General features: G+C 70.7%; 10 protein-coding genes and 1 tRNA gene. 6 read left to right on the forward strand and 5 right to left on the reverse strand.

Translation table 11 applies throughout. The features are described 5' to 3' along the window. The first annotated feature begins 455 nt into the window (after window positions 1-455). On the forward strand, window positions 456-1547 hold the full coding sequence (locus tag ABZZ04_RS07285) for a questin oxidase family protein (protein ID WP_356931196.1): 1092 nt from the start codon (window positions 456-458) through the stop codon (window positions 1545-1547). Window positions 1548-1601: 54 nt separating this feature from the next. On the opposite strand, the gene ABZZ04_RS07290 is transcribed toward ABZZ04_RS07285, so the two are convergent. Then, window positions 1602-2381, reverse strand: coding sequence for a class III extradiol ring-cleavage dioxygenase (locus ABZZ04_RS07290; protein WP_356931197.1), 780 nt, complete (start codon window positions 2379-2381; stop codon window positions 1602-1604). Window positions 2382-2516: 135 nt separating this feature from the next. Here ABZZ04_RS07290 and ABZZ04_RS07295 point away from each other — a divergent pair, with 135 nt between their 5' ends. Then, complete coding sequence (locus ABZZ04_RS07295) at window positions 2517-3029, forward strand: MarR family transcriptional regulator (protein ID WP_356931198.1); 513 nt, start codon at window positions 2517-2519, stop codon at window positions 3027-3029. A gap of 204 nt (window positions 3030-3233) precedes the next feature. Here ABZZ04_RS07295 and ABZZ04_RS07300 read toward each other — a convergent pair whose 3' ends face one another. Continuing rightward, complete coding sequence (locus ABZZ04_RS07300; RefSeq protein WP_356931199.1) at window positions 3234-4766, reverse strand: MFS transporter; 1533 nt, start codon at window positions 4764-4766, stop codon at window positions 3234-3236. A gap of 252 nt (window positions 4767-5018) precedes the next feature. Beyond that, window positions 5019-5681, reverse strand: a complete 663-nt coding sequence (locus ABZZ04_RS07305; RefSeq protein ID WP_356931200.1) for a helix-turn-helix domain-containing protein — start codon at window positions 5679-5681, stop codon at window positions 5019-5021. 293 nt (window positions 5682-5974) lie between these two features. Here ABZZ04_RS07305 and ABZZ04_RS07310 point away from each other — a divergent pair, with 293 nt between their 5' ends. Continuing rightward, complete coding sequence (locus ABZZ04_RS07310; RefSeq protein ID WP_356931201.1) at window positions 5975-7252, forward strand: M6 family metalloprotease domain-containing protein; 1278 nt, start codon at window positions 5975-5977, stop codon at window positions 7250-7252. A 15-nt stretch (window positions 7253-7267) separates the two neighbouring features. Here ABZZ04_RS07310 and ABZZ04_RS07315 read toward each other — a convergent pair whose 3' ends face one another. After that, window positions 7268-7900, reverse strand: a complete 633-nt coding sequence (locus tag ABZZ04_RS07315; RefSeq protein WP_356931202.1) for a TlpA disulfide reductase family protein — start codon at window positions 7898-7900, stop codon at window positions 7268-7270. A gap of 543 nt (window positions 7901-8443) precedes the next feature. Here ABZZ04_RS07315 and ABZZ04_RS07320 point away from each other — a divergent pair. From ABZZ04_RS07320 to ABZZ04_RS07330, 3 genes are all read left to right on the forward strand, one after another. Beyond that, window positions 8444-8519 (forward strand) — tRNA-Arg (locus ABZZ04_RS07320). A 53-nt stretch (window positions 8520-8572) separates the two neighbouring features. Further along, a complete protein-coding gene (locus ABZZ04_RS07325) occupies window positions 8573-8749 on the forward strand; it encodes a hypothetical protein (protein ID WP_356931203.1) in 177 nt (58 codons plus the stop codon). A 637-nt stretch (window positions 8750-9386) separates the two neighbouring features. After that, window positions 9387-11468 (forward strand): restriction endonuclease, encoded by a 2082-nt coding sequence (locus tag ABZZ04_RS07330; protein WP_356931204.1) that lies wholly within the window; start codon window positions 9387-9389, stop codon window positions 11466-11468. A 62-nt stretch (window positions 11469-11530) separates the two neighbouring features. Here ABZZ04_RS07330 and ABZZ04_RS07335 read toward each other — a convergent pair whose 3' ends face one another. Then, window positions 11531-12895 carry a cytochrome P450 gene (locus ABZZ04_RS07335; RefSeq protein ID WP_356931205.1) on the reverse strand — a complete coding sequence of 455 codons (1365 nt, stop codon included), beginning with the start codon at window positions 12893-12895 and terminating at the stop codon, window positions 11531-11533. Between the last annotated feature and the right edge of the window lie 454 nt (window positions 12896-13349).

Here is a 13349-nt window from a genome sequence, read left to right on the forward strand (position 1 = left end):
GAGTAGGTCGCGACACCCTTCCGGGTGCCCTGCATCCGATGGAAACAACGACTGGAATCCGGACAGAATTCCCACGCGGGGCACTCATTTTCGTGATCATGCAGTACCCTGTCCCGCCACGAGGGCGCACGAGGGCCGAAAAGCCGGGCAGAAGCGCAGGTCAGGCCGGGCATCGGGGGCGATTCGGTGACGCTCACGGACGCTCATGGACATCCATGGCCATTACGCGCGTGAGACCGCACTCACATCCGTTGCCCCCTCTCACACCCGAACGGTGGCCGCCGCGATTGCGTTCCCACCCCGAAGACGACCGGCGCCCCGTTCGGGTTGCTCGGGATGTCCGGCTTGTCGACCCCGGCCCGTACCTCGGGCCATGGGTCTAGGACCCATTGACCGGGCCCGATGGGTCCGCGGTCCGTTACTCCGGGCGGGCCCCGCGCCTAGCGTCCCCCCGTATGGACGACACGAGCACGAACGCGACCCCCGCCCCCGCTCCGGCCGACACGGCCGCCGCAGCCGGCACGGCCATCCCGGCCGACGACACCACCGGCACGCTCGACGAGGCGCTGGAACGCCTTCACGCCTCCGGCCCCGAGCGGAACGGCTGGCTGAGCAACCACGCCCCCATGGCCGTCGAGGCGCTGGTCCGGCACGGGCAGGCACCGGCCGTCCACCACTGGCTGGACCATTACGGCCACAAGCTGGAGGACATGCCGGACACCTCGTCCCGGGTGACCGCGGAGAACTGGCGCGAGGCCCTGGGCGACCCGCGCCGGATCGCGGACTGGACGGAGTACTTCGGGCGCGAGACCGCCGAGCGCCCCTGGCGGGACGTCCTCGCCGAGTGGTGGCCGCGACTGCTCCCCGGCATCGCTGCGGGCGCCACGCACCCCGTGATCCGGGTCGGCCACTCCGTACGCACCCTGCTCGTCGGCGAGGCGACCGCGCCCCGTGTCGCCGAGCTCGCCCACGGCCTCGGCTACTGGGCCGCCCGCCATCAGCCGCTGCCCGCCCTGACGCCGCTGACGCCCGCGCCGGACGCCGCCGCCGCACTGGACGCCGTACCTCCGGTGCCCGAGCAGAGCGGCGGCATCCGGGACCGGCTGGCACAGCTCACCGCGTTCCCGGTGTGGCCGCGGCGGTCCGCCGACGACCCGGACGAGGCGCGGGCCCGGCTGGAGGAGCTGGTGCGGGCCGCGACCCACCGTTTCGCCACGCACGGGCACGGCGAGCCGATCATGCTGGTGCACGCCGCGACCGCACCCAATGCCGTCCTGCGCGCCCTGCCCGCGCTCCCCCGCGCGCTGTGGGCGCCGAGCCTGGGGGCCGCGTGGGCGGCGAGCGCCGCGGTCACCGCCGCGTACGGCCCGGCCGAGGCCGCCCCGTACGAACCGGCGGACGCCTCCGCCGACGAGCTGTTCGCGCGGGCGGCGGCGCACGGCGACGACCACACCATCAAGTTCACCGACACCGCGCTGGACGTCGGGGACGCGACGGCCCTCGCCGCCGCGCTCCGCTCGATCGAACTCAACCCGCCGGCACTGTGACCGGCGGCGGCCACCGGACCGCCGGTCGCCCCGCCCCGGTGCCGCGACCTGCGCTCAGCCGAACTGCACCGACCGCTTCGCGAGTCCCATCCAGAACCCGTCGATGACGCTGCGGCCCCGGTCCAGCTCGCCCTCCGAGGCGCCGAGCGTCACGAAGAGCGGCGCGAAGTGCTCGGTGCGCGGGTGGGCCAGCCGGCCCGCCGGGGACTTGCGCTCGAAGTCCAGCAGGGCGTCGACGTCCTGTGCCTGGAGCGCCCGGTTGCCCCAGTCGTCGAACTCCACCGACCAGCCGGGTACGCCGCCCGCGTGCCGCAGCGCTGCCAGATTATGGGTGAAGAACCCGCTGCCCACGATCAGGACGCCCTCGTCGCGCAGCGGCGCGAGCCTGCGCCCGATGTCCATCAGCTTCTGCGGGTCCAGCGTCGGCATGGAGATCTGGAGCACCGGGACGTCGGCGTCGGGGAACATCTCCACCAGCGGTACGTACGCCCCGTGGTCGAGCCCCCGGTCCGGGATGTCCTGGACCGGCGTACCGGCGCCGCGCAGCAGCTTGCGCACGTTCTCCGCGAGTTCCGGGGCGCCGGGGGCGGCGTACTGCACCCGGTAGTAGTGCTCGGGGAAGCCCCAGAAGTCGTAGACGAGCGGGGCGGTCTCCGTCGCGCCGAGCGCGAGCGGGGCCTCCTCCCAGTGGGCGGAGACCATCAGGATCGCCCTGGGCCGGGGCAGCCCGGCGGACCATGCGGCCAGCTCACCGGGCCAGACCGGGTCGTCGGCCAGCGGCGGGGCCCCGTGGGAGAGGTAGAGGGCGGGCATGCGTTCCGCGGTGACAGTCATGGCACTCCCCATCCGCTGCTGATCAAGGTAAGTCTTCTGGTGGTCCATTCGAGAGGAAGCATTCTTTAAAGTTCAAGCTTCCCACTCCCGAGACCTTAGCTCTATCTAGTTCAACTTTCAAGAAAAGGTCGTACAGTGGAGTACATGACCACGGCATCCCCCGGCGAGCCCCGCTGGCTCTCCGACGAAGAGCAGCGCGTCTGGCGTGCGTACCTCCACGCCACCACGCTCATGGAGGATCACCTCGACCGCCAGTTGCAGCGCGACGCCGGCATGCCGCACATCTACTACGGACTGCTCGTCCAGCTCTCCCAGGCCCCCCGTCGCCGCATGCGGATGACCGAGCTGGCCCGGAACGCCAAGATCACCCGCTCCCGGCTCTCGCACGCCGTCGCACGACTGGAGAAGAGCGGCTGGGTGCGCCGCGAGGACTGCCCGTCGGACAAGCGCGGCCAGAACGCGGTCCTCACGGACGAGGGCTACGAGATGCTGCGCCGGTCCGCTCCGGGCCACGTAAGAGCCGTGCGCCAGGCGATGTTCGACCGGCTCACCCCCGAGCAGGTGCGCTCGCTGGGCGAGATCATGCAGGTCCTCGCCTCCGGACTCCAGCCGGAGGGCACGGACGCAGACCTGCCGTGGCTGCGCTGAACCCCTGCCCGCGGAACGGAACGCCGGAACGAACCAGCGGAACGGAACGCCGGGACTGAACGGCGGAACGGGGGAACGAGGGAACGGGGGAACGGGGGAACGGAACAGCCGTGCCCCGGCTTCCGCCCGATCGGGGATCGGGACCGGAAACCGGGACACGGCCGCGTTCGCGCCACCGCTCCTCCGGTCGGTGGACGCCCTCGGTCAGTGGGCGACGACCGGCATCCTGAACTCGTCCTCGACGCCGTCGGCGTCACCCGACCCCGTGCCGCCGGACACCGGGGCCGAGGTGGGACGACCGGCGTTGACGAAGGTCACCGCGATCGCGGCGGCCACCAGCAGGATGCCGACCGCCCACCAGATGGCGCCGGTGAAGCCGTGCACCATCGACTGGAGCTTCAGCAGCTCCGGGGCGGTGGCGCCGAGCGCGGCGTGGGACTCGGCGTACGCCGTCGCGGCCGACGCGGCGATGGTGTTCAGCAGCGCCGTACCGATCGCACCGCCCACCTGCTGCGAGGTGTTGACCATCGCGGAGGCCACACCCGAGTCGCGCGGCTCGACGCCGTGCGTCGCGAGCGACATGGCCGGCATGAAGGCCGTGCCCATGCCCAGCCCCAGCAGGAGCTGCGCGGGCAGGATGAGGCCGACGTAGGAGGAGTCGATCTCCAGCTGCGTCAGCAGCAGCATGCCGACGGCGGCGGCGAGGAAACCGGGGCCCATGAGCTTGCGCGCCGGGACCCGGGTCATCAGCCGGGCACCGATCTGCGTGGACCCCGTGATCATGCCCGCGATCATCGGGAGGAAGGCGAAGCCCGTCCTGATCGGCGAGTAGCCCTTCACGACCTGGAGGTAGTACGTCAGGAAGAGGAACAGCCCGAACATCGCGATGATGGCGAGGCCCAGCGAGAGATAGACGCCGCCGCGATTGCGGTCGAGCACGACGCGCAGCGGCAGCAGCGGCGACTTGACCCGGGCCTCGGTCACGACGAACGCCAGCAGCAGCACGCCGGACGCGACGAACATGCCGATGGTCAGCCCGTCCGACCAGCCGGCGGTCTCGGCGCGGGTGAACCCGTACACCAGCGAGACCAGACCCAGCGCGGACAAAACGACGCCCGGCACGTCGAGCGACGAACGGTTGCGGCTGCCGGACGGCTCCCGGATCACGAAGTACGCGCCCGCGGCGGCGACGGCGGCGAACGGGATGTTGACGAAGAACGTCCAGCGCCAGTCCAGCACCTGGGTCAGGAAACCGCCGAGGATCAGGCCGACGGCTCCACCGCCACCGGCGATCGCACCGTAGATGCCGAACGCCTTGGCGCGCTCCTTGGCATCGGTGAACATCACGGCGAGCAGTGACAGGGCCGCCGGGGCGAGCAGCGCGCCGAAGACGCCCTGGAGCGCGCGGGAGCCGAAGAGCATCGCCTGGTTCTGCGCCGCGCCACCGAGCGCCGAGGCCAGCGCGAAGCCGATCAGCCCGACGACGAAGGTCCGCTTGCGGCCCCAGAGGTCGGCGATCCGCCCGCCGAACAGCAGCAGCCCGCCGAAGGCGAGGGCGTAGGCCGTGATGACCCACTGCTTGTTGGCGTCGGAGATGTCGAGGTCCGTCTGGGCGTGCGGGAGCGCGATGTTCACGATCGTGGCGTCGAGCACGACCATCAACTGCGCGAGGGCTATGAACGCCAGCGCCTTCCAGCGGCTGGGGTCGGGAAGTCGGAGATCGGCTGTTTTCGGCATGGGTGTATCCACCTAAGGGCGCACGGGGGCGCGAGAAGTCGTGAACCGGTGAGTCGTGAACCGGTGAGTCGTGGACAAGGGGTCGTCGAACGGACCGGGCGAACCGGCCGCCCCGTCCCGGCCGAGCGGTCGACTACCGCTCGCCGTCGGACGGAGGACGAGAAAAAGGAAGGAGGAGTGGGGCGGAGAGGGATGGTCGGTGTGGCGTGGCGGACGCGCCGCCGGGTTCCCCGTCGGGACCCGGCGCGGACGTCACGCCCGGCGCCGCAGATCCTCCAAGGTCGCTGCCGTTCCCGGCAGTTCGGACCGGGCCGGGGCCTCCAGTCCGTCCAGGAACAGCTGTAGATGGCGGTGGGTGAACCGGTCGATGTTCAGGCAGCCGGTGCCGGGCAGCGGCCGGGTGAGCTGGGAGAGGGCGACCATGACGTCACCGACGGCGATGTCGGTGCGCAGGCGCCCTACGGACATGGCGCGCGCCACGAGCCCCTCGACGGCCTCTTCGAGGCGCCGGCGCGCGGCGAGCAGTTCGGGGTGGTCCTTGTCGAAGCTGCCGGACAGCATCGGGCACAGCGCCCCGATCCGTTCGTCGGCAGCGGCGTGCACGAAACGACTGAGCGCGACGAAGGGGTCGGCCTCCTCGGCCGCCGCCTCCTCCGCACGGTCGGTGGTCCGGGAGGTGACGGCGAGCACGACCTCGTGCGTCAGCGCGGCCCGGTCGGGGAAGTTCCGGTAGAGCGTGGCGTTGCCGACGCCGGCGCGCCTGGCGATCTCGTCGAGCGGCACGTCCGGCCCGAACTCGACGAGCATCTCGCGCGCGGCCGTCACGATCCGCTCCCGGTTGCGCAGCGCATCGGCCCGCGGACGGGATGTCCGGGGCTGCGCCGTTCCGGCTGCGGTACTGGCGACGGTGTCCACGACGGCTGTCCTCGCTCTTCCGATCCTCGTTGCTCGTTCTCGTTCTCATTGTGTCCCCCTCGACGACCCCCTCCCGTAACCGGGGACCGTCTCCCCGTTTCGCGGGGACACCGATGCAAACGGGGAAGGACTCCCCGCTTATTTCCACACCGGAATGTGATGTGGCTCACTCCTGGGAATCGGGAAACCAGCCGAACGGCGCACCCAGCGAGCGGCCCCGCAGCACCCGACACAGGCTGATGCGCAGAGCGCAGTCAGGGTCGGCCGACTGCCGCGGACCCCGAGGCGCTTCTATGCAAAAACCACGCCACCGGATACGCAGGCACCGCCGCCCGCTCGCGCTCGGATCGGCAACGGCCCTGGTCATAGCGGCAATGGCCACGGCCAGCAACACCCTGCCGATAACCGGCCGGGCCTCCGCGGGCCCGGTGTCCAACGCCCGTTCGGCAGGCATAGCCCCGTGCCGGATATCCGCGACGATGGGCGTGCAGATGTCGGAGGGCATACCGACGCCGGAGGGCTACGCCCGCTCCACCGGCAAGGTCCGCGCCCTCAACCTGATGATCGACTTCCCGGACGCACCGGGCACCGAACCGGCGATGGACCGGTACGCCGAATTCTTCCCGCAGACCACCCAATGGTTCCGGACCAGCTCGTACGGACGGCTCACCTACGTCCCCGAGACCCCCGTGAAGTCCTGGCTGCGGATGCCACTGCCGTTCTCCGAGTACGGGGTCGAGCGCGGCTCACCGTACGAACCGGGTTACCGCCACCTCGTCCAGGACATCGTCGCCGCCGCCGACCCGAAGGTGGACTTCGCCACGTACGACCTGGTCAACGTCCTGGTCACCCCGAACGCCGGACCCTCCGCCCTGGACACCGTCCTGTCCGTGACCTTCTCCGGCAACGACGACGCCCCGCGCGCGGACGGGGTCCCGCTCGCCAACACGTCCTTCATCTACAGCCGCCAGGACGACGGTTCGGGATCGTTCGAGAAGACCGGGTACCGCGTCCTGCCGCACGAGAACGGCCACGTCTTCGGCCTGCCCGACCTGTACACGATGGAGGGCGGCGGAGCGGTCGGGCACTGGGACATCATGTCCGAGGACTGGGGGGCCGACAACGACCTGCTGGGCTGGCACAAGTGGAAGCTCGGCTGGCTGGACAACTCGCAGGTCAGCTGCGCCGCGAAGTCCGGCACCAGCGAACACGTGCTACGGCCGCTGGCCCCCCGGGGCGGCACGAAGCTGGCGTTCGTACCGCTGAGCAACGAGTCCGGGTACGCGGTGGAGGTACGGACCCGGGCGGGCAACGACCACGCGATCTGCCGGCCGGGCGTGCTGATCTACAGGGTGAGCTCGGACGTGGACACCGGGCAGGGCCCGGTGTCCGTGGCGGACAGCACCGAGGACAGCACCGGCTGCACCCGCCTGCCCAATGTGCACACCGAACTGTCCGACGCCCCCTTCCGGCCCGGTGAGACCTTCACCGACCGGGCCAACGGGATACGCATATCCGTGGTCGACGAGGACAGCGACGGGAACTACCGGGTCCGCATCACCCGCCCCTGACCGCCCCGGCCCCGCTCAACTCCCGGACGGAGAAACGGACGGCGACGGAGAAACGGACGACGACGGGGTCGGCGACGACACCCGCGCCGCCGTGGCGACGAGATCCGCCAGACGCTCCTCACCGATCGCCTCGGACGCCGTCGAGGCGATCCGGCCGCGCGGGTCGATGACGAGGGTGACGGGAACCCCCTGTGTGCTCAGCAGCCCCTTGGGCAACGTGAGGAGGTGCTTCCCCGCGGGATCGAGGAGGCTGGGGTACGACATGTCGTGCTCCTCGACGAAGGCGCGGGCCACACTGGGCGAGCTGTCCCGGTTCAGCCCAAGGACGACGACGTCCTGCCCCTCCGCCTTCTTCCGGTACCCCTCCAGCATCGAGACCTGCTTGCGGCAGGGCCCGCACCCGGAGGCCCACGCGTTGATCACCACCGTCTTCCCCGCGTGGTCGGAGAGGCTCATCGGCCTGCCGTCGACCCCGGTCCCCATGAAGGACGGCGCGTCCGGACGGTGCCGGGGATCGATCGTGAGGGTCCCGTCCTTGTGACGGTGGAAGCCCCGGGGCGTTCCCGGATCACCTCCGGTCACGATCATGCCTATGACGGCTGCGGCACAGATGACGGCGGCCAGCAGGGGGACGAAGGGGTGTTTCATGGGGGGTCCTTGGGGTTCCTTGAGGGATCCTTCGAGACAGCGGAACAACCGGTTCAGCAACCGGGGACATCACCGGGGACACCGAACGGCCACCCCGAGGGCACGGACATGCACAGCCGTTCACCGACGGTCACGGCCACACACGGACCGGCGACCACATCGACAGCACCCCGGAAACTCCTGCGCGGCAAGGCATGCCGAATTACCCCCGTTCGTACTGAACAACGGCGTTTGCTGATCATTCAGAACGGTACGCCCACCCCCAACTGCCCTCACGAGCCCCTCCCTTGTAAACATGCACCCCACCGCCCCCGGGTTGCCTCACCCCCGGAACATCCCCACCCGAATCCCCCTCCCCACCCCCACCACTCGCCCGGCAAACCCCCACCCCGAAGACCCCCACCCCGCCCCCGGCCCGGCCACTCCGACATGGAAGCCCCTCCCCGGCACGGATCCGCTACGCTGTCCCTGGTCGGTCATCGGTACGTCCCGCCACCTGCACGAGCAACACCGCAGAGGCACCGCACCTCGCCCGACAGCCCCGCCTTCGTAGCTCAGGGGATAGAGCACCGCTCTCCTAAAGCGGGTGTCGCAGGTTCGAATCCTGCCGGGGGCACCAGGCGAAAGGCCCCGGACCGGTCATGGTCCGGGGCCTTTTGGCGGCATCGGGGGATGCGCTGTGCGTACGAGTTCCTGGCGGACGGCAAGCCGGTGCAGCTGTCGACGGGGCGGGAGTCGTACGGCCTCACCGCCGGCGCCGTTGCTGTTCTCCCCGGGGCGGGCGTCGTGAACCGTGTGGCCGGGATCGGCGTCACGGTGAGCCATGCGGTGGAGCGGCCCGGGCCGTGACGGGCGACGGCCGAGGAAGCCCTGCTGTTCAAGATCCGGAAGGTTGCTCCCGTCGCGCACACGTCCGGCGGCCTCCCGGGGCGTGTGCCGTCCGTGCTGCTGTCCGCCACGATTGCGCCTTCCCCGGTGTGGCGAGCGCTGGAAGCATTCCGGCGTCCGAGCAGAAGGGGGCGGGATGGTCCAGTCGAAGTGTGGTGCTCCGACGCAGAGCGGAGGCCGCTGCCGGAGCAAGGCGATCATCGGTAGCTCACGATGCGCCAAGCATCAGGGGCCCTGGTCCGCGTACGGGGTGGAGCAGCGGAAGAAGAAGGAAGCCGAAGCGAAGATGCGGAAGCTCCGCAAGAAGCGATGACGAGGTCTGCCGGGTGACCGGGCCGGCATCCGCAGCCGGCAGCACCTCGGCACGAAGTTTTCACGACACGGCTCGGGCCGGACGCCGGACGCCGGACGTCCTGTCGGCAGGTGTCGCTTCACCTCGGTACGCGCAGGTCGGGGTGGAGGGCTGGAATGGGGCCAACCATGACAAGGGCATGGGCGCGCGGCTGGTTGCCGACTAGAGTCGTCCCATCACTGTTGGTCATGGGGCCAGGACTTGGTGCATGCCCGCCACGTCGCTGGTGGGGAGGGCCTGTAGAGCATGAGCCGTCGCTCCAATGGGTTGGTCGCTGTCTGGGCCGAAGCGCAGCGCCAACAGCAACGTCAACGTGAGGCGCAAGCCAGGTACCAGCGGGATCAGGAAAGGCAGCAGCGCGCTCACCAGCGGGAACTCGCGCGCAGCCAGCGGGAGCAGAAAGCGGCGTACCGGGAGCAGCGCGAGGCGGAGGCCCGGCGGCGTACGGAGGAACTCGACGCACGGGTCGAGTCCTTACAGGGGCTGTTGGCGACGGGGTGCCGGGCTCCGGCCTTCAGGGCCGGAGCACTGACCCGGGCGGAGCAGGTCGAGGCGTTCTCCCCGGGGCAGCTCGCGCACCCCATCCACATGCCGGACCCGAACCAATACCAGCCGCAAGGTGGTTGGACCGCGGCGCAGCGGGCCCAGGCACAGGCGGAGGCCCGGTCCAGGTTCGAGCGCGACTGGCACGCCGCGCAGGCGGCGGAAGCACGGCGCCGGCAGCAGCTGGCCGCCTACCAGTCGCAGTACCAGCAGTGGGCCGAGGCCCGGCTGGGCGAGATCCGGCGGCACAACGCCGGCATCGCGGAGATGACGACGGGGCTTCGCAACGGTGATCCCGAGGCCGTGGTGGAGTACTTCTCCGCCGCCCTCTACTCCTCGGCCGGCTGGCCGGAGGACCTGCCCCGCCAGGTGTCCGCGGCGTACGACTCCGGCGCGCGCCAGTTGGTGCTGAACTGGGAGCTGCCCAGGTACGACGTCGTCCCGGAGGCGAAGTCGGTGCGCTACATGATCAACGCCGATCAGGAGAAGGAGTCGCCCCGACCGGTCACGCAGCGTCGTGCCCTGTACCGGGACGTACTCGCGCAGTGTCTCCTGCTGGTCCTGCGTGATCTCTTCGCAGCCGATGAGTTCGGTGCGCTGGAATCGGTCGCGTTGAACGGGTTCGTGGACGATCACGACCCGACGACCGGCAGGCGGGCACCCATGTTCCTCGGCACCGTCATGGCTTCGCGTTCGACTTTCGCCGAGCTGCATCTGGAACAGGTGAACGCCGTCAACTGCCTGGTGGACGGGCTCAGGGGGCAGCTGTCGTCACGACCCGATCAGTACGCGTCCGTGCGGCCCGGCCGGGTACCCGAAGACGTCGGCAACGGTGTCGTCACCCACGGGGGCGACGAGGAGCCGGATCTGTACGGGATGGACCCCATCGCCTTCGAAACGCTGGTCGCCGATCTGTTCCGGGCCATGGGCATGCAGGCCGTGACCACACAGCGCTCGAACGACGGCGGCGTGGACATCGATGCGCTGGACCCGACCCCGATTCGCGGCGGCAAGATCGTCGTACAGGTCAAGCGCTACCGCAACACCGTGCCCCCGACAGCCGTCCGCGACCTGTACGGCACCGTCCAGGACGCCGGTGCCAACAAAGGCGTCCTGGTCACGACGTCCGGATTCGGCCCCGGCTCGCACGCCTTCGCCAACGGCAAGCCCCTGGAACTGGTGACGGGCTCCGAGTTGGTCGACCTGCTGCACCGCCACGGGCTGCGCGGGCGGCTGGGCGGCAGCGGCGAACGCCCGGTTCCCGCCCAGCGGACGGCACCGGACAGCGGGACCGGCACGGACGACCACAACGTGTTGGGCATGTACTGGTCGGGCGACGTGGCCCTGGACGTGTGCGCGCTCGTCTGTCACGGCAACCGCGTTCTGGACGACGACCACTTCGTCTTCTTCAACAACCCCCGGACACCCGACGGCACGGTCCGCACGCTCGTCCCCGTCGCGCCGGACAGAGCCGCCGTCCAGGTCTCCTTCGATGCGTTGCCGACGCGCGCCGACCGTCTCGTCGTCATCGCCGCAATCGACCCTGTCGCCGATCCCGCGGCCGATCTGTCCGGCTTCACCAACGCCGGTATCCGGCTGCTGGACGCCGGGGGAACCCCGCTCGACCAGTTGGAGGTCTCCGACGGCCGCCCCGGCGAAACCGCCCTCGTGCTGGGCTCCTTCCGTCGCCGGGCGAACGGCGACTGGGAGTTCGTCGGCGGAGGCAAGGGATACCGGGGCGGCCTGGAGGAACTGGTCCAGGAGTACGGCATCGAGGTGGAGTAGGGCCACTGCCGGCATGAGGTCTCGGGCAGGGCACTGCCGACTGCCGGGTGAATGGCGAGTGGTCACCGGGGCGGTTTCGGGTCCCAGCGCATTCGTAGGTCGGTCGGGGTGAGCACGCTCTTGTAGGTGGGGGTCAGGTCGATGTCGCCCACGGTCTCGACGGTGTACTCGGTGGCCAGCAGTGCGGCGGTGAGGGTGAGCTGGAGGAGGCCCAGGCGGTAGCCGGCGCAGATCCGGGTGCCGCCGCTGAACGGGATCCAGGCGTGACGGGTGCGGCGGGGATGCGGTTCGTCCAGCCAGCGCTCGGGGCGGAAGCGGTCGGGGGCGTCCCACCGGCGGGGGTCGCGCTGGAGGAGGTACGGGCTGAACACCACTTGGTCGCCGGGGCCGACGGCGTGTCCGGCGATCCTGGTGGGGAGGGCGACGTCCCGGGTCATCAGCCAGACCGGCGGGTGCAGCCGGAGGGATTCCTTGACCACGGCGGTGGTGTACGGCAGGTCGCCGGTCGTCCCGTGCGCGGCGACCTCGGCGCGGATGGACTCCGACAGCCCCTTCCGGGTGGCGAGTTCGGCCATCAGCCAGGTGAGCGCGGCGCCGGGGACCACATGGGTGCCGGTGATGATCATCTGCAGGGCGGCCCGCGCCTCCCGGGCGGAGGCGTCGGCGTCCGTCAGGAGTGCGTCCAGCAGGTCGGGTTCGTCGTGCCCGGCCTCGCCGCCGGGTCCGGGCTCCGCATCGTCGGGGCCGGGTTCCGTGCCGCCGTGGCCGCGCCTCCGTCCGCGTTCTTCGACGACCTCGGTCAGCACGCCCGCCAGGGCGCGTACGGACGCACGGGCGCGGTGGGCGGCCGAGCCGGGCACCCAGGCGGGGAACGGCAGCGTCGCGTCCAGGACGCCGGTGAGCCGTTCGGCGGCCGTCGCGAGGCGGGCGGGCAGCTCGTCGGGGACCGTGGCGAGGCAGTGGGCGAGCGCCGCGCGCGAGCACAGTCCGGGGGCGTGGTCGGCCACGTCCACCGGGCGTCCGGCGAGGGCGGCCAGGTCGGTGCGGATCCGCTCGTGCATGCGGTGCGCCCCGGCCGAGGCCGCGCGTGCCGCGAGCCCGGCCCGGCCGGCCCGCCGTCCCCGCAGCCACAGTGCGGTGATCTCGTCGGGGTTGCCGCGGAAGCCGTCGAGGATGTCGCGTCCGGTGCGGAACTCGCGCCCCGTCCCGGTGAGAACCGTGTGCACCTCGTCCGGGTCGGCGACGAAGACCGCGTTCCGCCCGAACCGGAACGTGTCGCCGCACCGGTCGACCGCCGCCGACAGGAACCCGGCGGGGTCCCGCTCGTACGCGTGGGCGTCCGACGGCCGCCATGTCGCGCCGGACGTACCGGTGGCCCACGGCATGGGCCGGTGCAGCCGCTCATCAGCCGGGTCGACGACCGTCATCACATCCCTTCGCGCTCTTCCGGAAGTTCTCCCGAAAGTTCTTACGGAAGTTCTTACGGTTGGTGTTCCGGAAGTTCTTCCGGTTGGTGTTCCGGGGCTGCGCCGCGCGGGCGCGGCCCCGGAGTCCCTTCGTCCGCGCACGTCCGCGCCGCGGTGCGCGGCCGGAGCGTGCCCGGTTCAGACACGGCGTGCCCGGTTCAGGTACCGCGTGGTCAGTTCGGGTACGGGTAGAGGTACGTGCCGCGCATCCTGCCCAGCCGGTGACGTACGTACGACGCGATGCGAGCCATGGCTGCCTCCCGGGGATCTGGTGTGTACCGACAGGCCCAGTGTGGGCGAGCCGAATGGCACTGACCGAAGATCACCGGAATTCGGCCGGATCCGATGTAGACATGGCAAACAGCGCCCTCTTGACATGGACATTCTATCCCCGTCATGCTGGCCGCGAATTCAT

The organism is Streptomyces sp. NPDC006435 (genome assembly GCF_040612315.1).
Lineage (GTDB): Bacteria > Actinomycetota > Actinomycetes > Streptomycetales > Streptomycetaceae > Streptomyces.